The organism is Pseudomonas sp. S11P7 (assembly GCF_023195435.1).
GTDB classification, from domain to species: domain Bacteria; phylum Pseudomonadota; class Gammaproteobacteria; order Pseudomonadales; family Pseudomonadaceae; genus Aquipseudomonas; species Aquipseudomonas fluorescens_G.
Genome location: NZ_JALPKS020000002.1, coordinates 600,475 through 622,774, shown reverse-complemented (window position 1 = coordinate 622,774; position 22,300 = coordinate 600,475). Strand labels below are relative to the sequence as shown.

Annotated in this window: 20 protein-coding genes and 2 pseudogenes; 13 read left to right on the top strand and 9 right to left on the bottom strand. The window is 58.5% G+C overall.

Features of this window, described 5'->3' with window-relative positions; translation table 11 throughout:
• Nucleotides 1-61 precede the first annotated feature (61 nt).
• The gene (locus M0746_RS02925) at nt 62-241 is read left to right on the top strand and encodes a PA3496 family putative envelope integrity protein (RefSeq protein ID WP_258448143.1); all 180 of its coding nucleotides are present in this window, start codon (nt 62-64) and stop codon (nt 239-241) included.
• Between the two features lie 88 nt (nt 242-329).
• Here the strand turns inward: M0746_RS02925 and M0746_RS02920 are convergent, their stop codons facing one another.
• Nucleotides 330-956, bottom strand: coding sequence for a response regulator transcription factor (locus M0746_RS02920; protein ID WP_007916656.1), 627 nt, complete (start codon nt 954-956; stop codon nt 330-332).
• Nucleotides 957-1,459: 503 nt separating this feature from the next.
• Here M0746_RS02920 and M0746_RS29105 point away from each other — a divergent pair.
• Entirely contained in the window at nt 1,460-1,939 is a 480-nt protein-coding gene (locus tag M0746_RS29105) for a hypothetical protein (RefSeq protein ID WP_342454950.1), read from the top strand.
• A 365-nt stretch (nt 1,940-2,304) separates the two neighbouring features.
• Here M0746_RS29105 and M0746_RS02910 read toward each other — a convergent pair whose 3' ends face one another.
• Both M0746_RS02910 and M0746_RS02905 read right to left on the bottom strand, forming a co-directional pair.
• On the bottom strand, nt 2,305-3,522 hold the full coding sequence (locus M0746_RS02910; RefSeq protein ID WP_007916658.1) for an argininosuccinate synthase: 1,218 nt from the start codon (nt 3,520-3,522) through the stop codon (nt 2,305-2,307).
• 129 nt (nt 3,523-3,651) lie between these two features.
• Nucleotides 3,652-4,566, bottom strand: a complete 915-nt coding sequence (locus tag M0746_RS02905) for a flagellar protein MotY (protein WP_090285856.1) — start codon at nt 4,564-4,566, stop codon at nt 3,652-3,654.
• Nucleotides 4,567-4,726: 160 nt separating this feature from the next.
• Between M0746_RS02905 and pyrC the strand changes: the two genes are divergently transcribed.
• Together pyrC and rnt are read left to right on the top strand one after the other, a co-directional pair.
• Nucleotides 4,727-5,773: a dihydroorotase gene (pyrC, locus tag M0746_RS02900; protein WP_090285858.1), complete on the top strand. Its 1,047-nt coding sequence runs from the start codon at nt 4,727-4,729 to the stop codon at nt 5,771-5,773.
• Nucleotides 5,770-6,447: a ribonuclease T gene (gene rnt, locus M0746_RS02895; RefSeq protein WP_208939928.1), complete on the top strand. Its 678-nt coding sequence runs from the start codon at nt 5,770-5,772 to the stop codon at nt 6,445-6,447. The genes pyrC and rnt overlap by 4 nt, the downstream gene beginning before the upstream one ends.
• Before the next feature lie 74 nt (nt 6,448-6,521).
• On the opposite strand, the gene M0746_RS02890 is transcribed toward rnt, so the two are convergent.
• Nucleotides 6,522-7,124, bottom strand: coding sequence for a peroxiredoxin (locus M0746_RS02890; protein WP_003227723.1), 603 nt, complete (start codon nt 7,122-7,124; stop codon nt 6,522-6,524).
• Nucleotides 7,125-7,436: 312 nt separating this feature from the next.
• On the opposite strand from M0746_RS02890, the gene M0746_RS02885 reads away from it, so the two are divergent.
• Entirely contained in the window at nt 7,437-7,655 is a 219-nt protein-coding gene (locus M0746_RS02885) for a bacterioferritin-associated ferredoxin (protein WP_007953193.1), read from the top strand.
• Nucleotides 7,656-7,855: 200 nt separating this feature from the next.
• Nucleotides 7,856-8,329 (top strand): bacterioferritin, encoded by a 474-nt coding sequence (bfr, locus tag M0746_RS02880; protein ID WP_039758367.1) that lies wholly within the window; start codon nt 7,856-7,858, stop codon nt 8,327-8,329.
• 200 nt (nt 8,330-8,529) lie between these two features.
• Here the strand turns inward: bfr and grxD are convergent, their stop codons facing one another.
• The 3 genes from grxD to M0746_RS02865 form a co-directional block, all read right to left on the bottom strand.
• Nucleotides 8,530-8,871, bottom strand: coding sequence for a Grx4 family monothiol glutaredoxin (grxD, locus tag M0746_RS02875; RefSeq protein ID WP_130912021.1), 342 nt, complete (start codon nt 8,869-8,871; stop codon nt 8,530-8,532).
• 99 nt (nt 8,872-8,970) lie between these two features.
• Nucleotides 8,971-11,076 (bottom strand): molybdopterin oxidoreductase family protein, encoded by a 2,106-nt coding sequence (locus M0746_RS02870; protein WP_258448142.1) that lies wholly within the window; start codon nt 11,074-11,076, stop codon nt 8,971-8,973.
• A gap of 135 nt (nt 11,077-11,211) precedes the next feature.
• The gene (locus M0746_RS02865) at nt 11,212-11,502 is read right to left on the bottom strand and encodes a hypothetical protein (protein WP_090285872.1); all 291 of its coding nucleotides are present in this window, start codon (nt 11,500-11,502) and stop codon (nt 11,212-11,214) included.
• Between the two features lie 405 nt (nt 11,503-11,907).
• Between M0746_RS02865 and argF the strand changes: the two genes are divergently transcribed.
• Nucleotides 11,908-12,828, top strand: coding sequence for an ornithine carbamoyltransferase (gene argF / locus M0746_RS02860; RefSeq protein WP_093098769.1), 921 nt, complete (start codon nt 11,908-11,910; stop codon nt 12,826-12,828).
• Nucleotides 12,825-13,934, top strand: a complete 1,110-nt coding sequence (locus M0746_RS02855; RefSeq protein ID WP_258448141.1) for an ABC transporter ATP-binding protein — start codon at nt 12,825-12,827, stop codon at nt 13,932-13,934. The genes argF and M0746_RS02855 overlap by 4 nt, the downstream gene beginning before the upstream one ends.
• 119 nt (nt 13,935-14,053) lie before the next feature.
• Here M0746_RS02855 and M0746_RS02850 read toward each other — a convergent pair whose 3' ends face one another.
• Together M0746_RS02850 and ybaK are read right to left on the bottom strand one after the other, a co-directional pair.
• On the bottom strand, nt 14,054-14,836 hold the full coding sequence (locus M0746_RS02850) for a PhzF family phenazine biosynthesis protein (protein ID WP_258448140.1): 783 nt from the start codon (nt 14,834-14,836) through the stop codon (nt 14,054-14,056).
• 99 nt (nt 14,837-14,935) lie between these two features.
• Nucleotides 14,936-15,405, bottom strand: a pseudogene (gene ybaK, locus M0746_RS02845) (Cys-tRNA(Pro) deacylase).
• Nucleotides 15,406-15,756: 351 nt separating this feature from the next.
• Between ybaK and M0746_RS02840 the strand changes: the two are divergent.
• The 5 genes and pseudogenes from M0746_RS02840 to M0746_RS02820 all read left to right on the top strand — a co-directional run bounded on the left by M0746_RS02840 (nt 15,757) and on the right by M0746_RS02820 (nt 22,272).
• Entirely contained in the window at nt 15,757-16,608 is an 852-nt protein-coding gene (locus tag M0746_RS02840; RefSeq protein WP_258448139.1) for an MIP/aquaporin family protein, read from the top strand.
• Between the two features lie 77 nt (nt 16,609-16,685).
• Entirely contained in the window at nt 16,686-18,188 is a 1,503-nt protein-coding gene (gene glpK / locus M0746_RS02835; RefSeq protein WP_126366033.1) for a glycerol kinase GlpK, read from the top strand.
• 95 nt (nt 18,189-18,283) lie between these two features.
• The gene (locus M0746_RS02830) at nt 18,284-19,039 is read left to right on the top strand and encodes a DeoR/GlpR family transcriptional regulator (RefSeq protein WP_007953179.1); all 756 of its coding nucleotides are present in this window, start codon (nt 18,284-18,286) and stop codon (nt 19,037-19,039) included.
• A gap of 232 nt (nt 19,040-19,271) precedes the next feature.
• Nucleotides 19,272-20,808, top strand: a pseudogene (gene glpD, locus M0746_RS02825) (glycerol-3-phosphate dehydrogenase).
• A 537-nt stretch (nt 20,809-21,345) separates the two neighbouring features.
• The gene (locus M0746_RS02820) at nt 21,346-22,272 is read left to right on the top strand and encodes a glutamate/aspartate ABC transporter substrate-binding protein (RefSeq protein ID WP_258448138.1); all 927 of its coding nucleotides are present in this window, start codon (nt 21,346-21,348) and stop codon (nt 22,270-22,272) included.
• The last annotated feature ends 28 nt before the right edge of the window (nt 22,273-22,300 follow it).

The following is a 22,300-nucleotide window of genomic DNA, read 5'->3' as shown; positions in this document are numbered from 1 at the left end:
CCCGCCACCGGAATATCGATATAAGGAGCGCCAAAGGCAATCTTGGCCGGGAGCTAACCTTATGAGCGACGACAAAGTACCCGTGGATGAAGACGACGATTTTATTCCCGTTGAGTCCGACGATAGTGAGCCCGTGGTCGAAGTTGCAAAGACCAACCTGAGCAAGCGCCGCACCATCGATAACCTGCTTGAGGAGCGCCGACTGCATAGGCAATTGGCTGATTACGATTTTGATCTTTGATACCTGAAAGCCTCCCGAACCGGAGGCTTTTCACTTTCTGCAGCTCGCTGAATCCGTCCTGCCCATGACCCGTCAGCTTTCGAGATATTCAGACCAGACCATTTCGCTGCGCCAACTCGATCAGATCGACCAGCGAGCGCGCATTGAGCTTCAATAACAAGCGCGTCTTGTAGGTGCTCACGGTCTTGTTGCTCAAAAACATACCGTCGGCAATTTCCTTGTTGGTCTTGCCGCGCGCCAACTGCTGCAGCACCATCATTTCCCGCCCGGACAAACGATCGACCATGTCGGCTTCGCTAGCGTTGCCTAGGCTGGTGCGCACGGTATGCAAGGCCTGGTTGGGGAAATAGCTGTAGCCGGACAACACGGCCTTGATTGCACTGAGCAACTCGGTCAGGTCCTGCTGTTTGCAGACGTAACCGGCTGCACCCGACTGCATGCAGCGCATCGAAAAATGCCCGGGCGCCTGCGAAGTCAGCACCAGCACTTTGATCGGCATGGCGGTTGAAGTCAGCCGCGCAATAACTTCCAGACCATCCAGTTTCGGTATGCCGATATCCAGAATGACAATATCCGGCATTTGTTCTCGAGCAAGTTGTAACGCATCCACTCCGTTATCCGTCTCTGCAATGACTTCGTAGCCATGCCGCTCCATCAGCATACGCACCGCAAGACGAATGACAGGATGATCATCCACGATCAGCACTTTATTCATGGGCAAGTCCAGTTTCGCTGTTCGAATTTTTAGAGCACGCACAATATCCCAGTCACTTGCTTGATGGCATGCCAGGGTTGACATGCACTTGCATCCAGAGACATGCCCTACAGCGATCGCGGATTAATCCTACAAAAAACCGTTAACGCCCTAAACATCTGACGCTTTTTGCCGTTGTGCTCGCAGCAATATTTCACCTTTCCCCTTGTTACAGGTTACGACTAAAAGCGTCTTGAGCAGAATTCATCGCCAGGAATGCCTGCGTGTGGCAGCGCGGTGAGGCGTTGCAATCTGCATTGGAAACTTATCGCTCAACGATTGGAAACATCACGAAATCACCGTTGCCCTGCCAGGTAATAACCCGTGGCCACCCTAAACACTTGAAACAAGATATTTATACCAAAACCAATCAAATTTCTATAAATATGGATGCTCGCCGTTCAACTAAACACTTACCCATATAAATAACCATCATGAGAAAAAACAAACCGAAGAGCACAAAGATGATCAAACTTAAAAACAAGATTGCCAATCCGATGACGGTCATCGCCATATTCGCAGCCATTTCGGAAACATCTGCAGCCGTATCCCTGCCTTTCCTCGACAACAAGGACAGGGAGATTTATGTGTGGTTTCTTATAAGTTTTCCGTTCTACTTGCTGTTTCTTTTCTTTATCACGCTAAACTTCAACTATCGCTCGCTCTATTCACCTTCAGACTTTGATAAAGACAAGAACTTTCTTAAAGTGATAGATACCAGTGAGCGCGATAACAAGCGAAACACCTCAGCACTCGAGCCTGGCGATCAAGCTACATTCGGGCTGACCAGCTGTATCGTTCCCAGCGAGTCAGGCAATGTCGAGCGCAAAGACGCGTGCAAAGTCCACAATGCGGCCGACCCCCGACAGTTGGCAATGCAAGATCCAGTCAGATCGTTCAGCACAATATTCAACTGCCGGCATGGGTCAGTTATCTGCACCTGATCGATGCGCGGGATGTCGATGCCGCAAAAGAACTGGCGACGATTCTGCACAACATCCGCAACCTTGATCGCAAGACAGCGCGGGTGATTGTATTTCTCTCCAATCACGTATCGGATGTGTTGCTGACGCAACATGCACTGTGGCAGGCCCGGCAGGTAAAGAAAGGCCCCGGCAAAACGCTGTGCATCGTCTATAACCTCTGTTCACGAGCAGTGACGTTGTTGGGAAGAGTCTGAACATGAGGCATTGCCAAGCGCGAGGATCCGGAACAATGCCCGGCCGCAGCAGACAACCATTGATGCAAAAAAGGGCGACCTGTCTCGAAGACAAGTTCGCCCTTTTTATTTCGCGTCAGCCTGTGAGGCTTAGAACAGCTTGCGGCCCTTGTTGGCAGCAATGCGCATGCGCAGCGCGTTGAGCTTGATGAAGCCCGCCGCGTCGGCCTGGTTGTAAGCACCGCCGTCTTCTTCGAAGGTCGCGATGTTGGAATCAAACAGCGAATCGTCGGACTTGCGGCCAGTGACGATCACGTTGCCTTTGTACAACTTCAGGCGCACAACGCCGTTCACGTTGACCTGCGAAGCGTCGATCATCTGTTGCAGCATCAGACGCTCAGGGCTCCACCAGTAGCCGGTGTAGATCAGGCTGGCGTATTTCGGCATCAGCTCGTCTTTGAGGTGCGCGACTTCACGGTCCAGGGTGATCGATTCGATGGCGCGGTGCGCGCGCAGCATGATGGTGCCGCCCGGGGTTTCGTAGCAGCCACGGGACTTCATGCCGACATAACGGTTTTCGACAATGTCGAGACGGCCGATACCGTGAGCACCACCGATCTTGTTCAGCGTCGCCAGCACGGTGGCCGGAGTCATTTCAACGCCGTCCAGCGCAACGATGTCGCCGTTACGGTAGGTCAGTTCCAGGTATTGCGCCTTGTCAGGAGCGTTCTCCGGGGAGACGGTCCATTTCCACATGTCTTCTTCGTGCTCGGTCCAGGTATCTTCCAGCACGCCGCCTTCATAGGAGATGTGCAGCAGATTGGCGTCCATCGAGTACGGGGATTTCTTCTTGCCGTGACGCTCGATCGGGATCGCGTGCTTCTCGGCGTAGTCCATCAGCTTCTCGCGCGACAGCAAGTCCCACTCGCGCCAAGGGGCGATCACTTTTACGCCTGGCTTGAGCGCGTAGGCACCCAGTTCGAAACGCACCTGGTCGTTGCCCTTGCCGGTCGCGCCGTGGGAAATGGCGTCGGCACCGGTTTCGTTGGCAATTTCAATCAGACGCTTGGCGATCAGCGGACGTGCGATGGAAGTACCCAGCAGGTACTCGCCTTCGTAAACGGTGTTGGCGCGGAACATCGGGAAGACGAAATCGCGCACGAACTCTTCGCGCAGGTCGTCGATGTAGATTTCTTTGACGCCCATGGCCTGGGCCTTGGCGCGGGCCGGCTCGACCTCTTCGCCTTGACCGAGATCAGCGGTGAAGGTCACCACTTCACAGTTATAAGTATCCTGCAGCCACTTGAGGATCACCGAAGTGTCCAGGCCGCCGGAATACGCCAGAACGACCTTGTTTACGTCCGCCATGCCATCACTCCACGGGGTTCTACGGAAAGCCGGGGAGTCTACCGCTCCAACGCGATAATTTACAGAGGCGCGACAGCTTAAGACGACAAAGCGACAGAATCTGTCGAGAGCGCGACGATGACCGGCGAGTCAGGAAGTCGTTGCCGCCGTGGCTGGCGTACTCGCCTGCGGTGCCGGAGCCGGGGCTGTCGTCGGTGCGACGCGCGCCAGTTTCACGTTGACACGACGGTTCTTCGCACGGTTGGCTTTGTTGGTGTTCGGCACGATCGGATACTGCTCGCCGTGGAAACGCACAGTGATCTGCGACTCCTGAATACCATTGGCCTTGAAGAAGTCGACCACCGCCAGCGCCCGGCGGCGCGACAGTTCGCGGTTGGTCAGGCGATTGCCGCTGTTGTCCGAGTGGCCGTCGAGTTCGATGTGGTTCACCGTCGGGTCAGCCTTCATGTATTCGAGCATCACTTGCAGTTTGGCTTTGGCCGCCGGGTCGAGGTCAACGCCTTCGCCGGGGAAACCGATCTGCGATTGCTTGATCTGATCAAAATTCTGCGGCAGCAACTTCGCCACACAGGTCTGATAATCGTTGAATGCCTTGCTGAACTTGACCGGCAGCAGGCGCACCTCCGAGACCCGACCGTCGCCCGATGCGCGGCGTACAACCGGACTGCGACCGTCCAGCAGACCGCTGATCAGCCCGCCAGCCTGCGACTGCGAACTGTTGAACAACACGTTGCCGCTGCCCAGGCGGACTGAGCCCAGATTGATGTCGCCACGTCCCGGCTGCCACGGTGCAGCGGCAGCGAGCAACGTCGCCGAGCCGCCGCCAAGCATGGCGTTGTAGGCATTAAGCCGGAAGATCGCCTGTTCACCCGCTTTGCGCACGAACTCGCCTGAGCCGAAATCGGTGATCGGCTGGGTCAGACGGCACTCGAACTTGTCGCCGGCGACCGTCCACTCAATGTTCTCCAGACGGGTCTGGTAGGTAAGCGCCATCGCAGGGAGGCTGGCAAACACACTGAGCAGGGCTAGATAACGCTGGCGCACGGGAGGCTCCATTGGCTTGTGAAACACAAACACCGATTCACACAATGTTTACGGCATACCTTCGGGATATCGGACGCTTGTGGCAAAACTTGATAGCGGGTGCCTGCAAGAGTCTTTTCCGGTAGCATTCGCCTCAGTTTGACCCGCCTGGAAGCCCCTCATGTCTGACCGCCTGACCCTGCTGCGTCCCGACGACTGGCACATTCATCTTCGCGATGGTGCCGTGTTGACCAATACCGTTGCCGATGTGGCTCGCACCTTCGGGCGTGCGATCATCATGCCCAACCTGGTGCCACCGGTGCGCAACGCCGCTGAAGCCGACGGCTATCGTCAGCGCATTCTCGCTGCCCGCCCGGCCGGCAGTCAGTTCGAGCCGTTGATGGTGCTGTACCTCACCGACCGCACCCAACCGGAAGAAATCCGTCAGGCCAAGGCCAGCGGTTTTGTGTACGCCGCCAAGCTGTACCCGGCCGGCGCGACCACCAACTCCGATTCCGGCGTGACCAGCATCGACAAGATTTTCCCGGCGCTGGAAGCCATGGCCGACGTCGGCATGCCGCTGTTGATCCACGGCGAAGTCACCCGTGGCGACGTCGACGTGTTCGACCGCGAAAAGATTTTCATCGATGAACACATGCGCCGAGTGGTCGAGCGGTTCCCGACGCTGAAAGTGGTGTTCGAACACATCACCACCGGCGATGCCGTGCAGTTCGTCAACGAGGCCTCGGCCAACGTTGGCGCAACCATCACCGCACATCACCTGTTGTACAACCGCAACCACATGCTGGTGGGCGGAATTCGGCCGCATTTTTACTGCCTGCCGATCCTCAAGCGCAATACGCATCAGGAAGCCTTGCTCGACGCAGCCACCAGTGGCAGCGCCAAGTTCTTCCTCGGCACCGATTCTGCTCCGCACGCCCAGCACGCCAAGGAAGCCGCCTGCGGCTGCGCCGGCTGCTACACCGCGTACGCCGCCATCGAGATGTACGCCGAAGCGTTCGAACAACGTAACGCGCTGGACAAGCTTGAAGCCTTCGCCAGCCTCAACGGCCCGCGCTTCTACGGCCTGCCGACGAACACCGACCGCATCACCCTGGTTCGTGAAGAATGGACCGCCCCGACCAGCCTGCCTTTCGGCGAGCTGACCGTTATCCCGCTGCGCGCCGGTGAAAAACTGCGCTGGCGCCTGCTGGAGGAACACGCGTGAGTGAAGAGCATTTCGACGACGAGCTGGACGGTCAAAATGGCGGCGGCGGTCCCCGCCATCCGATGGCAGCACGTTTTCGCGGCTACCTGCCGGTTGTCGTCGACGTAGAAACCGGTGGTTTCAACGCGGCCACCGATGCCTTGCTGGAGATCGCTGCGACCACCATCGCCATGGATGAAAAGGGATTTGTATACCCGGATCACACCTACTTCTTCCGCGTCGAGCCGTTCGAAGGCGCTAACGTCGAGGCAGCGGCGCTGGAGTTCACCGGGATCAAACTCGATCACCCGCTGCGCATGGCCGTCAGCGAAGAAACCGCGCTCACCGACATTTTCCGTGGCATTCGCAAGGCGCTGAAGGCCAACGGCTGCAAGCGGGCGATTCTGGTCGGGCATAACAGCAGTTTCGATCTGGGCTTCCTCAACGCGGCAGTTGCGCGTCTGGACATGAAGCGCAACCCGTTCCACCCGTTCTCCAGTTTCGACACCGCGACCCTGGCCGGTCTGGCCTACGGTCAAACCGTGCTGGCCAAAGCCTGTCAGGCCGCCGGTATCGATTTTGATGGCCGCGAGGCGCACTCGGCGCGTTATGACACCGAGAAAACCGCTGAGCTGTTCTGCGGCATCGTCAACCGCTGGAAGCAGATGGGCGGCTGGGAAGATTTCGACGACTGATCCTCGTCGATCAAATCCCGCGCATGAAAAAACCGGCCACGTGAGCCGGTTTTTTTGTACCTCGACGTTGCGCCTTACAGGGCAGCAGCGTTCTCGGTCAGGTAAGCCGCAACGCCTTCTGGCGAAGCGTTCATGCCTTTGTCGCCTTTCTTCCAGTTGGCCGGGCAGACTTCGCCGTGCTCTTCGTGGAATTGCAGTGCGTCAACCAGACGGATCAGCTCTTCCATGTTACGGCCCAGTGGCAGGTCGTTGATGATCTGCGAGCGGACAACGCCCTTGTCGTCGATCAGGAACGCGCCACGGAACGCTACGCCGCCTTCCGACTCAACGTCGTAAGCCTTGGCGATGTCGTGCTTCATGTCGGCTGCCATGGTGTATTTCACCTGGCCGATGCCGCCATTGTTGACCGGGGTGTTGCGCCACGCGTTGTGGGTGAAGTGCGAGTCGATCGACACAGCGATCACTTCAACATTGCGTGCCTTGAAATCGGCCATGCGGTTGTCCAGAGCGATCAGCTCGGACGGGCAGACGAAGGTGAAGTCCAGCGGATAGAAGAACACCAGGCCGTATTTGCCTTTGATGGCCGAGGACAGGGTGAAGCTGTCAACGATCTCGCCATTGCCGAGTACGGCCGGGACGGTGAAGTCAGGGGCTTGTTTGCCTACGAGTACGCTCATTGATATCTCCTGGTGTAAAGACTTGAAGTTCAGGGTCCGGGCCAGCCTGCCACCCTCAGGCGACAGCCCTGTGACACGAACCCTCTTCGCAAGGGACGACCATCATACACTGCGTTTTTGACCTGTCCTCAACGGATTTTCCACGTCGGCTGTCCGTTGAGCATTTATAAGGACAGGCAATCGACGCTCAAACACCGTTCGTCAGTCATGAGCCAAATAAGCTCAAAACCTGCCGGAAAGCACTTTGACAATCATTCTCGTTAACATTAAGATCCATCGCAATTGAGTCACAACCAGCGACGGTTCTTACTTATGTATGTTTGCCTCTGCACTGGCGTCACCGACGGACAGATCCGCGAAGCGATCTATGAAGGTTGCTGCAGCTACAAAGAAGTTCGCCAGGCGACCGGCGTCGCCAGCCAATGCGGCAAATGTGCGTGCCTGGCCAAGGAAGTAGTACGTGAAACCCTGACCAAGCTGCAAACCGCTCAGGCCGCGATTCCCTACCCTGCAGAATTTACTGCCGCCTGATCAGCCCAATTTCAAAGAACCGGACTTATGTCCGGTTTTTTTATGCCTGAAAATCAATCGCTTAGCGTCAAGACGCGGAACACAAACATTCTTATTCCGATTAATTTTCATATATTATTCAATAACTTAGGTTTGACACTTATAAGTGTGAAGCTCAAACTCCGCCTTATATACCGCGATTACAGGGCAGGACTCCGATCATGAAAGGCGACATTACCGTCATCCAGCATCTCAACAAGATCCTCGCCAATGAGCTGGTCGCGATCAATCAGTACTTCCTGCATGCGCGCATGTACGAAGATTGGGGTCTGAACAAGCTCGGCAAGCACGAATACAAAGAATCCATCGACGAGATGAAGCACGCGGACAAGCTGATCAAGCGCATCCTGTTCCTTGAAGGCCTGCCGAACGTGCAGGACCTGGGCAAGCTGCACATCGGCGAGCACACCCGTGAAATGCTCGAGTGCGATCTGCGTATCGAGAAAACCGGCCACGCCGACCTGAAAGCCGCCATCGCCCATTGCGAAACCGTTGCCGACTTCGGCAGCCGTGAACTGCTCGAAGACATTCTCGAGTCCGAGGAAGAACACATCGACTGGCTGGAAACCCAACTGGGCCTGATCGACAAGATCGGTCTGGAGAACTATCTGCAATCGCAGATGGGCGAAGAGTAAGTCAGCGCCCGCTGAACGCCAGATACGAAAAAGCCCCGCCCTCTTTTGAGGTGCGGGGCTTTTTGTTGCCTGGCGCGATTCAAGCAACGCCACACATCCGTTGTAGGAGCGAGCCTGCTCGCGATGGCGGTGGATCAGTCAATACTTAAATCAACTGACAGAACGCTATCGCGAGCAGGCTCACTCCTACAGAAAAGCGCTTAGGCTTCGGACTTGTTCGCCGCAGCGGCTTCGACCGCCGACTTGATGGTGCTTTGCAGCGAACCGTCTGCTGCCATCTCGGTCATGATGTCGCTGCCGCCGATCAGCTCGCCACCCACCCACAGTTGCGGGAAAGTCGGCCAGTTGGCGTACTTCGGCAGGTTGGCGCGGATTTCCGGGTTCTGCAGGATGTCCACGTACGCAAACTTTTCGCCACAGGCCATGACAGCCTGCGCAGCTTTAGCGGAGAAGCCGCACTGCGGGGCATTCGGCGAGCCTTTCATGTAAAGCAGAATGGTGTTGTTGGCAATCTGCTCTTTAATCGTTTCGATGATATCCATGGAGCACCTCGGCTGAACTTTCCGACTCATGGGTCGGCACGGTGGCGCATTGTAACGGAATCCCGAGCGCGCTGCTCGGTCTCCCCGACAGACACATGCTCAAGCCGCCACCACCGTGACCGGCACCCCATTGAGCGCCGCGTTGCCGGACAACTCATCGAGCTGGCATTCATCGGTCAGGTCGTTGGCGCTTGAGCCCGGCTGGCCGCTGGCAATTGCCATCTGCACGCCAGGTCGCGCATGGCCCCAACCGTGCGGCAGGCTGACCACCCCTTGCATCATGTCCTCGCTGCCCAGCACCTCCACTTCGATCTGCCCGACCCGCGAACTGACGCGTACTCGCTGGCCGTCACTGAGGCCTCGGCTGGCGAGGTCAGCCGGATGCATCAGCAACTGATGACGCGGCTTGCCCTTCACCAGACGATGGTAGTTGTGCATCCACGAATTGTTACTGCGCACGTGACGACGGCCGATCATCAGCAGTTGATCGATGGCGGGCGCCTGCAACGCGGCGAAGCGTTGAAGATCGGCGAGTATTTCCGCTGGTGCGGCCTGAACTCGCTGACTCGGGGTTTTCAGACGTGCTGCCAGATTCGGCTTCAGAGCGCCCAGGTCAATTCCGTGTGGATGATCGAACAGTGTCGCCAGCGACAGTTTGTGTTCGGACGCATCGCCATAAAGGCCCATGCGCAGGCCCATGTCGATCATCATCGACGGCGGCATGGTCGGTTTCAGTTCTTTGCCGGTCTGCGCCGCGAAGGCTTTGGCAAGGCCGACGAAGATTTCCCAATCGTGCAGCGCGCCTTCAGGTTTGGCGAGGATTGCGCGATTGAAGCGGGTGACATTGCGCACCGCAAACAGATTGAACGTGGTGTCGTAGTGATCGTTTTCCAGCGCCGAAGTCGACGGCAGGATCAGGTCGGCGTAGCGCGTGGTTTCGTTGATGTACAGGTCAATGCTGAGCATGAACTCCAGCCCGTCCAGCGCCTGCTCCAGTTGCCGCCCGTTCGGCGTCGACAAAACAGGGTTGCCAGCCACGGTGATCAACGCGCGGATCTGCCCTTCGCCTTCGGTGAGCATTTCCTCGGCCAGTGCCGACACCGGCAGCTCGCCACCGTATTCCGGCCGGCCCGACACGCGACTCTGCCATTTGTTGAAATGCCCGCCCGAGGTCGAGGCCACCAGATCGACAGCGGGTTCGGTGCACAACGCACCGCCGACCCGGTCGAGGTTGCCGGTAACAAGATTGATCAACTGCACGAGCCAATGGCACAGCGTGCCGAACGCCTGAGTCGAAACGCCCATGCGTCCGTAGCACACCGCACTTGGCGCAGCGGCAAAGTCGCGTGCCAGTTGGCGGATCTGCTCGGCCGGAACTGCACACAACGGGCTCATCGCCTGCGCAGTAAACGTCGCCACCGCAGCGCGCACCTCGTCGAGACCATCGACCGGCAGATGACTGTCGCGGGTCAGACCTTCGCTGAACAGGGTATTGAGCACACCGAACAACAGCGCCGCATCGCCGCCCGGGCGCACGAACAGATGCTGATCCGCCATCGCGGCTGTTTCGCTGCGGCGCGGATCGACCACCACCACTTTGCCGCCGCGCGCCTGAATCGCTTTGAGGCGCTTCTCGACATCCGGCACGGTCATGATGCTGCCATTGGAAGCCAGCGGGTTGCCGCCCAGGATCAACATGAAATCGGTGTGATCGATGTCCGGAATCGGCAGCAGCAAGCCGTGGCCGTACATCAGGTAACTGCTCAGGTGATGGGGCAACTGGTCAACCGACGTCGCCGAGTAGCGATTACGGGTTTTCAGCAAGCCGAGAAAGTAATTGCTGTGGGTCATCAGCCCATAGTTATGCACGCTCGGGTTGCCCTGATACACCGCCACGGCGTTTTGCCCATGACGCTCCTGAATTGCCGCCAGCTTCGATGCCACCAACGCAAACGCTTCATCCCAGCCGATCGGCAACCACTCGCTACCGACCCGCCGCATCGGTTGGCGCAGGCGATCCGGGTCGTTCTGGATATCCTGCAATGCCACCGCTTTGGGGCAAATGTGGCCGCGACTGAAAGTGTCGAGGGCATCGCCCTTGATTGAGGTGATCGCGACCTGGCCATCGGCTTCAGTGGTCTCGATGGTCAGGCCACAGATGGCTTCACACAGGTGGCAGGCACGGTGATGGAGAGTCTTGGTCATGGCCAGTCTCTGTCTTGTTCGGGACGGGCGATCGCGCCCGCGGGAACAAAACTATGGCCCCGGCAGGACCACGGCGCCAGCGACGTTCGTCTTGTGAATCGGGGCGTATCAGGCGGGCCGATAGCGCCGCAGTCGTCAGTTCGACGGCAACTGGGGTGGCGGCGCCAGCTGGATTTCCTGAATGGTTTCGATCTGCTCGTGGGCGACGTGTACGCCGGTCAGCTCGCCGATCAACCGCCAATGCTCGTCGAGTCCGGCGCTGATGGTGGCCATGCGGTCGATCATGTGGCGACCGGCCGTCTTCACCACTTCGTCTTCACTGCGCAGCAGTTCGAACGACATCGAGGTGACCGACGCGGTGAGATGGGTCAAGGAGCGAGCCGTGTGGCCCAGCAGTTCCATTAACAGTTGTTCTTTCGATTCCATGCGGAGGCTTCCTGCGTCGCTCGAATGTTATTTATAACCCAGCACTTTGCTTTAGCAAATGTTTCAACCCGGCCATCCGACCAAGAGAATCCGCCGCGCCCACCCCGCGAACCGACCAAAGCCATGCCGGGTGCGGCGCGGCGCATTGCCAAGCGCGGCGGGGCCAGTGTACAAAGAGGCTCGCTGCTGCCCCTGAACCCGGCTTCAAATGCGCGACTGCGATGCGCAGTGCGCCCTTCGATTCCCGCGTAAACCGTAGCCTATTGGCGTAACGCGACATTTAATGTCAATATCGCGCCTTCCCCTATTCCGTCGCCCCGTGCGGCTTACGCCGCAGGTCTCGCCCGTTGTTCCGTTAAACAAGGCTTTGAGCATCTGCGGTTGGTAGCAAAAAGGTAGTCAATGATGAGCGCAAGGCACTTTCTCTCCCTGATGGATTGCACGCCCGAAGAGCTGGTCAGCGTGATCCGTCGAGGCGTTGAGCTCAAGGACCTGCGTAAGCGCGGCGTACTGTTCGAGCCTCTGAAAAACCGTGTGCTGGGGATGATTTTCGAAAAGTCCTCGACCCGCACCCGCATCTCTTTCGAGGCCGGGATGATCCAGCTCGGTGGCCAGGCGATTTTCCTCTCGCCGCGCGACACCCAACTGGGCCGTGGCGAGCCGATCGGCGACTGCGCCATCGTCATGTCGAGCATGCTCGATGCGGTGATGATCCGCACCTTCGCCCACAGCACCCTGACCGAATTCGCCGCCAACTCGCGCGTGCCGGTGATCAACGGCCTGTCCGACGACCTGCACCCGTGCCAGTTGCTGGCCGACATGCAAACCTTCCTCGAACATCGCGGCTCGATCCAGGGCAAGACCGTGGCGTGGATCGGCGACGGCAACAACATGTGCAACAGCTATATAGAAGCGGCCATCCAGTTCGACTTCCAGTTGCGCGTTGCCTGCCCGCAGGGTTATGAACCGAATCCCGAGTTCGTCGCCCGTGCCGGTGACCGTGTGACCATCGTCCGCGATCCGCAGGATGCCGTGCGCGGCGCGCATCTGGTGAGCACCGATGTCTGGACTTCGATGGGTCAGGAAGAGGAAACTGCCAAACGCCTCAAGCTGTTCGCGCCGTTTCAGGTCAACCGTGCGCTGCTCGACCTCGCCGCCGAGGACGTGCTGTTCATGCATTGCCTGCCGGCGCACCGCGGCGAAGAAATCAGTCTCGACCTGCTTGATGACCCGCGCTCCGTTGCCTGGGATCAGGCAGAAAACCGTCTCCACGCACAGAAGGCCCTGCTCGAGTTCCTCGTCGAACCGGCATATCACCACGCATGAGTCATGAATTACTGCTGAACCTGCGCAACCTCGCTTGCGGCTATCAAGATCAACGTGTGGTGCAGAATCTCAATCTGCACCTCAACGCCGGCGACATCGGTTGCCTGCTCGGCTCGTCCGGCTGCGGCAAGACCACCACACTGCGCGCCATCGCCGGTTTCGAGCCGGTGCATGAAGGCGAAATCACCCTCGGTGGTGAAACCCTGTCCAGCGCCGGGTTCACCCTGGCGCCGGAGAAACGCCGGATCGGCATGGTGTTCCAGGATTACGCGCTGTTTCCGCACCTGAGCGTGGCCGACAACATCGCCTTCGGCATTCGCAAGCACCCGAACAAGCAACGCGTCACCGAAGAGCTGCTGGAGCTGGTCAACCTGAAAAACCTCGGCAAGCGTTTCCCGCACGAGTTGTCCGGCGGTCAGCAACAGCGCGTCGCCCTCGCCCGCGCCCTGGCGCCTGAGCCGCAATTGCTGCTGCTCGATGAGCCGTTTTCCAACCTGGATGGCGAACTGCGGCGCAAGCTCAGCCACGAGGTGCGCGACATTCTCAAGGCGCGTGGCACCAGCGCAATTCTGGTGACCCACGATCAGGAAGAAGCCTTCGCCGTCAGCGATCACGTCGGCGTATTCAAGGAAGGTCGGCTGGAACAGTGGGACACGCCATACAACCTCTACCACGAGCCGGCGACGCCTTATGTGGCCAGTTTCATCGGTCAGGGTTATTTCATTCGCGGGCAACTCGCCAGCCCGGAGTCGGTGCAGACCGAACTCGGTGAGCTGCGCGGCAACCGTGCTTATACCTGGCCAATTGGCGGAGCGGTCGATGTGCTGCTGCGGCCGGACGACATTGTCTATGCGCCGGACAGCGCACTGAAGGCGCGGATTGTCGGCAAGACGTTCCTCGGTGCTTCGACGCTGTATCGCTTGCAGTTACCGACCGGTGCGCAGCTGGAATCGATATTCCCCAGCCATGCGGACCATCAGGTCGGTGCCGATGTGGGGATTCGGGTAGTGGCCGAGCATTTGGTGCTGTTCCAGGCATCCGGCAGCACGGCGGCGCAGGTTCCTGCAGTGGAAAATGGGGTTCGCCGGCATAGCACGGCCCTCTGATCCAGACCGGGTAAAAATGTGGGAGCGAGCCTGCTCGCGAAAGCGGTGTATCAGTCAAAGATGCTTTGACTGGCCTACCGTATTCGCGAGCAGGCTCGCTCCCCACAGTCTGTTTTGTATCAGCCTAAAATCAGTGTTCCGCTTGCCACCAGCGTCGCATTGCCGCCGATCTTCACCCGCTCACCTTCCAGTCGACAGAACAGCTCCCCACCCCGAGCCGAGCGCTGGCACGCGGTCAGACTGGATTTGCCCAGTCGCTTCGACCAATACGGAATCAAGCTGCAGTGAGTCGAACCAGTGACCGGATCTTCATTGATGCCAATCGCCGGAGCGAAATAGCGTGAGACGAAATCATGCTGGTTACCGCGCGCGGTAACGATCGCGCCCAGCCACGGCAGCTTCGCCAGCGCCGCCATGTCCGGCGTGCAATCAAGCACCGCCTGCTCCGATTCCAGCACCACGAACAGTTCGTTGGAGCCGAGCACATCAACCGCTTCGACACCCAATGCGCGCTCTACGTCCAGTGTCACGCCAATCTCGCTCGGCACAATCGTCGGGAAATCCAGCCACAACCGATCGCCCTCACGGCTGACGCTCAGCGGCCCGGATTTGCAGATGAAGTCGATACGCTCGGCGGTTTCGCCGTAGATCTCGAACAGCACATAGGCGCTGGCCAGTGTCGCGTGCCCACACAGCGGCACTTCGGTGGTCGGGGTGAACCAGCGGATGTGCCAGGCCTGGCCTTCGCGCACCAGAAACGCGGTTTCCGCCAGATTGTGCTCGGCGGCGATCTTCTGCATCAACTCCTCGGCGAGCCACGCATCGAGCCGATAGACCATGGCCGGATTGCCACTGAACGGCCGGTCACTGAACGCGTCGACCTGATGAAACGCAAGCTGCATAACCTTCTCCTTTAAGTCAGTCGACACAGCATGCGACCACGCGGCGGGCGGCGCCAGTGACAGAACCGGCGATTTTCTTTCATACAGTACCGTGGCCGTTCATGGCCGGCCGATGTCGGCGAATGTCGCCTGGGTGTGCTCGGCAAGCACTGCCGGCGCCAGCTCGACTTCCAGTCCACGGCGCCCGGCGCTGACATAAATAGTGGCAAAGCCTTGCGCCGAGTTATCGATGAACGTGCGCAGGCGCTTCTTTTGTCCCAGCGGACTGATGCCACCCAACAGATAGCCGGTGGATCGCTGTGCCGCTGCCGGGTCAGCCATTTCGACTTTTTCACCCCTGCCGCGTGCGCCAGTCCTTTGAGATCAAGGCTTCCGACGACCGGCACCACCGCTACCAGCAACTCGCCTTTTTCGCTCGCTGCCAACAACGTCTTGAACACCTGCGCTGGCTCGAGCGCCAGTTTCTCTGCGGCCTCCAGCCCATACGAAGCGGCTTTGGGGTCATGTTCGTAACTGTGCACGCGATGTTCGGCACGAACTTTTTTCAACAAGTCCAACGCAGGGGTCATGGCAGCTCCGGGTTCGGCAGTCTTTGAAAAAACCTGCGGCGGATTCTAGGTCATCGTTGGGCAAAAGGCTCTATTCCAGGCCGCGAATCCCGTGGCTTCGCGCTGTATTCAAGCTGATCGCCGCGCTGATCATTCACACAGCGAATAGTTTTATTGTGACCGACGGTTCACTTTCGACCTTTGACAGGTTTGTTTCTTGTCTATATTTTTTCGAATCTGAATAATGTAAGAATCATGCTTAATGCAGTACCCAGCAGTAACCCGGGAACCGAATGGGGATTCCGACCCGGTGAAGATCGCGCCCTGCTCCGTTGGCAAGGCGCTACACAAGAAAAAGAACCGAGGTTTTCAATGACAGCTGCTTTACCGCAACCATCGCTTTCCGGCCAATGCATGGCCGAATTTCTGGGCACTGCCCTTCTGATCTTCTTCGGCACCGGTTGTGTCGCCGCGCTCAAAGTCGCGGGTGCCAGCTTCGGCCTGTGGGAAATCAGCATCATCTGGGGCGTCGGCGTGAGCATGGCGATCTACCTGACGGCCGGGGTTTCCGGCGCGCATTTGAACCCCGCCGTAAGCATCGCCCTGGCGGTTTTCGCCGATTTCGAAAAGCGCAAACTGCCGTTCTACATTCTTTCGCAGATTGCCGGCGCCTTCTGTGGCGCGCTGCTGGTCTACACGCTGTACAGCAATCTGTTCTTCGATTTCGAACAAACTCACCAAATGGTTCGTGGCTCGGCCGCCAGCCTTGAATTGGCGTCGGTGTTCTCGACGTTCCCCAATCCGGCGCTGTCGACCGCTCAGGCCTTTCTGGTCGAGATGATCATCACCGCGATCCTGATGGGCGTGATCATGGCCCTGACCGACGACAACAATGGCTTGCCGCGCGGCCCGATGGCGCCGCTGCTGATCGGCTTGCTGATCGCCGTGATCGGCAGCTCGATGGGCCCGCTGACCGGTTTTGCGATGAACCCGGCGCGCGATTTCGGTCCGAAACTGATGACTTTCTTCACTGGCTGGGGTGAAATTTCCTTCACTGGCGGCCGTGACATTCCGTACTTCCTGATTCCGATTTTTGCACCGATTGTCGGTGCCTGCCTCGGCGCTGCCGGGTACCGTGGGCTCATCGCCCGCCACCTGACCGGCGCCACACCTGCTACAAAGGATGCAGAACCGGCCATTGACGGCAAACCCAGAACGTCCTGAAACAGTCGGCGCCGGCTCCTGCCCGTCCGAGCCTGCGCCACGGCCCACACTCCCTTATTTCGTCCAAGGCAATCGACATGACCGACATTCAGAACAAGAACTACATCATTGCCCTCGATCAGGGTACGACCAGCTCGCGCGCGATCATTTTCGACCGCGATGCGAACGTGGTCTGCACCGCGCAGCGCGAATTCGTCCAGCACTACCCGCAGGCCGGTTGGGTCGAGCACGATCCGATGGAAATCTTTGCCACCCAGAGCGCGGTGATGGTCGAAGCGCTGGCCCAGGCGGGTCTGCATCACGATCAGGTGGCCGCCATCGGCATCACCAACCAGCGTGAAACCACCGTGGTGTGGGACAAGACCACTGGCCGGCCGGTGTACAACGCGATCGTCTGGCAGTGCCGCCGCAGCACCGAGATCTGCCAGCAGCTCAAGCGTGATGGTCACGAAGACTACATCCGCGACACCACCGGCCTGGTCACCGACCCGTACTTCTCCGGCACCAAACTGAAGTGGATTCTCGACAACGTCGAAGGCAGCCGCGAGCGTGCGCGCAACGGCGAGCTGCTGTTCGGCACCGTCGATAGCTGGCTGATCTGGAAATTCACTGGCGGCAAGGTACACGTCACCGATTACACCAACGCCTCGCGCACCATGCTCTTCAACATCCATTCGCTGGAATGGGATTCGAAGATGCTGGAAATTCTCGACATCCCTCGCGAGATGCTCCCGGAAGTCAAAGCCTCGTCAGAAATCTATGGCCGCACCAAAAGTGGCATCGCCATCGGCGGTATCGCTGGCGACCAGCAAGCGGCGTTGTTCGGGCAGATGTGCGTCGAGCCGGGCCAGGCGAAAAACACCTACGGCACCGGCTGCTTCCTGCTGATGAACACCGGCGACAAAGCGGTGAAATCGCAGCACGGCATGCTCACCACCATCGCTTGCGGCCCACGCGGCGAAGTGGCTTACGCACTGGAAGGCGCGGTGTTCAACGGCGGTTCGACCGTGCAGTGGCTGCGTGACGAACTGAAAATCGTCAACGACGCCCACGACACCGAATACTTCGCCAACAAGGTCAAGGACAGCAACGGCGTCTATCTGGTACCGGCCTTCACCGGTCTCGGCGCGCCGTACTGGGACCCGTATGCCCGTGGCGCGCTGTTCGGCCTGACCCGCGGCGTACGCGTGGATCACATCATCCGCGCCGCGCTGGAATCGATTGCCTACCAGACCCGCGACGTGCTCGACGCCATGCAACAGGACTCCGGCGAACGTCTCAAGGCGTTGCGTGTGGACGGCGGCGCAGTGGCGAACAACTTTCTCATGCAATTCCAGGCCGACATCCTCGGCACCCAGGTCGAGCGCCCGCAAATGCGCGAAACCACCGCCCTTGGCGCGGCGTATCTGGCCGGTCTGGCGTGCGGTTTCTGGGGCAGCCTGGAAGAACTGCGCGGCAAAGCAGTGATCGAGCGCGAGTTCGAACCGAGCCTGGACGAAGCGGCGAAAGAGAAGCTCTACAAAGGCTGGAAAAAAGCCGTCAGCCGTACCCGTGACTGGGCGCGTGAGGACGCTGAATAAGCCAAGGTTCAGTTACAGACAGGCATCAAACTGGTCGGGAGCGGATTCCTGCGGCATCATGGGCAAATTTTGCACGGCAGCCCAAAGGAAGCCCCATGAATCTGCCTCCCCGTCAGCAGCAAATCCTCGAACTGGTCCGCGAACGCGGTTATGTGAGCATCGAGGAAATGGCCACGCTGTTCGTTGTTACCCCGCAAACCATTCGCCGCGACATCAATCAGCTCGCGGAAGCCAATTTGTTGCGTCGCTATCATGGCGGCGCGGCTTATGATTCCAGTGTCGAAAACACCGCCTATGCGATGCGCGCCGACCAGATGCGCGATGAAAAACAACGCATCGGCGAAGCCATCGCCGCACAGATTCCGGATCACGCCTCGCTGTTCATCAACATCGGTACCACCACCGAATCGATTGCCCGCGCTCTGCTCAACCACAGCCATCTGAAAATCATCACCAACAACCTGCATGTGGCTTCGATGCTCAGTGCCAAGGATGATTTCGACGTGCTGCTGACCGGCGGCAATGTACGACGCGACGGCGGCGTGGTCGGTCAGGCGAGCGTGGATTTCATCAATCAGTTCAAGGTCGATTTCGCCCTGGTCGGGATCAGCGGCATTGACGAGGACGGTAGCCTGCTCGACTTCGATTATCAGGAAGTGCGGGTTTCCCAAGCGATCATTGCCAATGCGCGTCAGGTGATTCTGGCGGCGGACTCGAGCAAGTTCGGGCGCAATGCGATGATCCGGCTGGGGCCGATCAGCCTGATCGATTGCCTGGTGACCGATCAGCAACCGGTGCCAGCGCTGGCGCAGTTGCTGAGTCAGCACAAGATTCGCCTGGAAGTCGTTTAACCTCTCGCTTGCTCGTTCCCACGCTCCGCGTGGGAACGATCTGCACAAGCAGCACACCTCTGGCGCTTTTGCGCGCATCCCATGTTCGATAATTTTCCTTTCCCCGCCCTTCGATGAGTTTTTTCAATCGAAGGCGACTGGCTGTGTGCGTGTTTATGGGCTACCATTTTCGCAAATGAACATTCATGTTCGATTTCAAATATAGAAAATCAAAAAAGCCCGAGGCCCGCCAATGTCCACCTCTACCTTGCGAACGCCCCCAATCTCCGAGATCTACGATATCGCCGTCATTGGTGGCGGGATCAATGGCGTCGGGATCGCTGCGGATGCCGCCGGTCGCGGGCTCTCGGTGTTCCTTTGCGAAAAGGATGATCTGGCCAGCCACACCTCGTCGGCCAGCAGCAAACTGATCCACGGTGGCTTGCGCTATCTCGAACATTACGAATTCCGTCTGGTACGTGAAGCACTGGCCGAACGCGAAGTGCTGCTGGCCAAGGCGCCACATCATCGTCAAGCCGATGCGCTTCGTGTTGCCGCACCGCCCGCACCTGCGCCCGGCGTGGATGATCCGTGCCGGCCTGTTCCTGTATGACAACCTCGGCAAGCGGGAAAAACTGCCGGGCTCGAAAAGCCTGAAGTTCGGCGCCGACAGCGCGCTGAAAAGCGAGATCAAGAAAGGCTTCGAATACTCCGATTGCTGGGTAGACGATGCCCGCCTCGTGGTGCTGAACGCCATGGCCGCCCGTGAAAAAGGCGCCCACGTGCACACCCAGACCCGTTGCGTCAGTGCCCGTCGCGCCAAAGGCTTGTGGCATCTGCACCTGGAACGCGCTGACGGCAGCCTGTTTTCGATCACTGCCAAAGCCTTGGTCAACGCGGCCGGTCCGTGGGTCGCCAAGTTCATTCGCGACGATCTGAAAATGGAATCGCCGTATGGCATCCGTCTGATTCAGGGCAGCCACATCATCGTGCCGAAGCTGTACGAAGGCGAGCATGCGCACATTCTGCAAAACGAAGATCAGCGCATCGTTTTCACTATTCCGTACCTGAACCACTTCACGCTGATCGGCACCACTGACCGCGAGTACACCGGTGACCCGGCCAAAGTGGCGATTACCGAAGCTGAAACCGATTATCTGCTGAAAGTGGTCAACGAACACTTCAAGAAACAGCTCAGCCGTGACGACATCCAGCACAGCTACTCGGGCGTACGTCCGCTGTGCAACGACGAGTCGGATAATCCGTCAGCCGTGACCCGCGACTACACCTTGGCGCTGTCGGGCAACGCGCAGGAAGCCCCGTTGCTGTCGGTGTTCGGCGGCAAGTTGACCACCTACCGCAAGCTCGCCGAGTCGGCGATGGCGCAGTTGATGCCGTTCTTCACCCAGATGCGCCCAAGCTGGACCGCCACGGCGACCCTGCCCGGCGGTGAAGACATGACCACCCCGCAGGCACTCAGCGCACTGATCCGCGACAAGTTCGATTTCGTCCCGACAGAAATCGCCCGGCGCTGGTCCGTCACCTACGGCAGCCGCACCTGGCGCATGCTCGAAGGTGTGGAAAGCCTGGCGGACATGGGCGAACACATCGGCGGCGGGCTTTACACCCGTGAGGTCGATTATCTGTGCAGCGAAGAGTGGGCGACCACCGCGCACGACATTCTGTGGCGCCGCACCAAGCTCGGGCTGTTCACTACGACGGAGGAGCAGCAGAAGCTGGCGACGTATCTGGGCAAGGTTGAGCAGAACCGCAAGATCGAAGCGGCGTGATGTGAGCATTGTTTAAATGAGAAGCCCCTGAATTGAGAGATTCAGGGGCTTCTCGTTTTGTGGGTTCTGTTGAACCTGATTGTGTCAGTTAGATCTTTCCCCCTCACCCCAGCCCTCTCCCCAGGGGGTAGAGGGAGAAAGGGAGCCGATCTTCATGGGGTTCTAAACTTGAGTTCGACTCGGTATCTCACGTAGGCGGGACTTGCCCAAACAACGCGGTCGGTCCCCTCTCCCTCCGGGAGAGGGCTAGGCGGGCGGCGTTCCGATGAGGGGCTTTTAGCCGTTCGGTTTTCCGAACGAGACTCTTCGGTCAATTCGGGAAACCGGATCAGCCACATCGCCAAATACCATCATAAAACTTTAATAACGTTATAAAACAGTCACTTAACCGTCGGCGACCGCTCTGGCACGACTCATGCTCTACACTCTCTCGACGAATGCCTGCTGTGCCGACACTTCAGGAGCCGTCAGGCATTCGAAGCACAAAAAGGGCCGACAAACTGGCTCCATAAAAAAAACAATGTCGAGGAAAATTTGATGCGCATCGTTCCCCATATCCTGGGCGCAGCCATTGCTGCCGCTCTGATCAGCACGCCAGTTTTCGCCGCCGAACTCACCGGCACCCTGAAGAAAATCAACGATTCGGGCACCATCACGCTCGCTCACCGCGACAGCTCAATTCCGTTTTCCTACATTGCAGATGCTTCTGGCAAACCAGTGGGCTACTCCCACGATATTCAGGTGGCGATCGTTGAAGCCCTGAAAAAAGACCTGAACAAGCCAGACCTGCAGGTCAAGTACAACCTGGTGACCTCGCAAACCCGTATTCCGCTGATCCAGAACGGCACCGCGGATATCGAGTGTGGTTCCACCACCAACAACACCGAACGCGCCCAGCAGGTCGACTTCACGGTCAACATCTTCGAAATCGGCACCCGTCTGCTGGTCAAGAAAGACAAGGAAGGCAAGCCGTCCTATAACGACTTCGCTGACCTCAAGGGCAAAAACGTCGTGACCACCGCTGGCACCACGTCCGAGCGCATCATCAAAGCGATGAACGCCGACAAGCAGATGGGCATGAACATCATCTCCGCCAAAGACCACGGCGAATCCTTCAACATGCTCGAAAGCGGCCGCGCCGTGGCCTTCATGATGGACGACGCGCTGCTGGCCGGTGAAGAAGCCAAGGCCAAGAAGCCGACTGACTGGGTCATCACCGGTACGCCGCAGTCCTTCGAAGCCTATGCCTGCATGGTTCGCAAAGGCGACGCGCCGTTCAAGAAAGCTGTCGATGACGCCATTGTCGGTCTGTACGAGTCGGGCGAGATCAACAAGATCTACAGCAAGTGGTTCGAAAGCCCGATCCCGCCAAAAGGCCTGAACCTGAACTTCCCGATGAGCGACAAGGTGAAGGATCTGATCGCCAACCCGAGCGACAAGCCGGCGCCTGACGTAAAAATCTGATTCCTGACTAACCTTATCGTCTGAGGGA

Excerpts from the sequence above, each read along its gene's own strand:
- M0746_RS02925 (WP_258448143.1), top strand. The coding sequence starts at position 62 with ATGAGCGACGACAAAGTACCCGTGGATGAAGACGACGATTTTATTCCC.
- M0746_RS02920 (WP_007916656.1), bottom strand. The coding sequence starts at position 956 with ATGAATAAAGTGCTGATCGTGGATGATCATCCTGTCATTCGTCTTGCG.
- M0746_RS29105 (WP_342454950.1), top strand. The coding sequence starts at position 1,460 with ATGATCAAACTTAAAAACAAGATTGCCAATCCGATGACGGTCATCGCC.
- M0746_RS02910 (WP_007916658.1), bottom strand. The coding sequence starts at position 3,522 with ATGGCGGACGTAAACAAGGTCGTTCTGGCGTATTCCGGCGGCCTGGAC.
- pyrC (WP_090285858.1), top strand. The coding sequence starts at position 4,727 with ATGTCTGACCGCCTGACCCTGCTGCGTCCCGACGACTGGCACATTCAT.
- M0746_RS02890 (WP_003227723.1), bottom strand. The coding sequence starts at position 7,124 with ATGAGCGTACTCGTAGGCAAACAAGCCCCTGACTTCACCGTCCCGGCC.
- M0746_RS02885 (WP_007953193.1), top strand. The coding sequence starts at position 7,437 with ATGTATGTTTGCCTCTGCACTGGCGTCACCGACGGACAGATCCGCGAA.
- bfr (WP_039758367.1), top strand. The coding sequence starts at position 7,856 with ATGAAAGGCGACATTACCGTCATCCAGCATCTCAACAAGATCCTCGCC.
- grxD (WP_130912021.1), bottom strand. The coding sequence starts at position 8,871 with ATGGATATCATCGAAACGATTAAAGAGCAGATTGCCAACAACACCATT.
- M0746_RS02870 (WP_258448142.1), bottom strand. The coding sequence starts at position 11,076 with ATGACCAAGACTCTCCATCACCGTGCCTGCCACCTGTGTGAAGCCATC.
- M0746_RS02865 (WP_090285872.1), bottom strand. The coding sequence starts at position 11,502 with ATGGAATCGAAAGAACAACTGTTAATGGAACTGCTGGGCCACACGGCT.
- argF (WP_093098769.1), top strand. The coding sequence starts at position 11,908 with ATGAGCGCAAGGCACTTTCTCTCCCTGATGGATTGCACGCCCGAAGAG.
- M0746_RS02855 (WP_258448141.1), top strand. The coding sequence starts at position 12,825 with ATGAGTCATGAATTACTGCTGAACCTGCGCAACCTCGCTTGCGGCTAT.
- M0746_RS02850 (WP_258448140.1), bottom strand. The coding sequence starts at position 14,836 with ATGCAGCTTGCGTTTCATCAGGTCGACGCGTTCAGTGACCGGCCGTTC.
- M0746_RS02840 (WP_258448139.1), top strand. The coding sequence starts at position 15,757 with ATGACAGCTGCTTTACCGCAACCATCGCTTTCCGGCCAATGCATGGCC.
- glpK (WP_126366033.1), top strand. The coding sequence starts at position 16,686 with ATGACCGACATTCAGAACAAGAACTACATCATTGCCCTCGATCAGGGT.
- M0746_RS02830 (WP_007953179.1), top strand. The coding sequence starts at position 18,284 with ATGAATCTGCCTCCCCGTCAGCAGCAAATCCTCGAACTGGTCCGCGAA.
- M0746_RS02820 (WP_258448138.1), top strand. The coding sequence starts at position 21,346 with ATGCGCATCGTTCCCCATATCCTGGGCGCAGCCATTGCTGCCGCTCTG.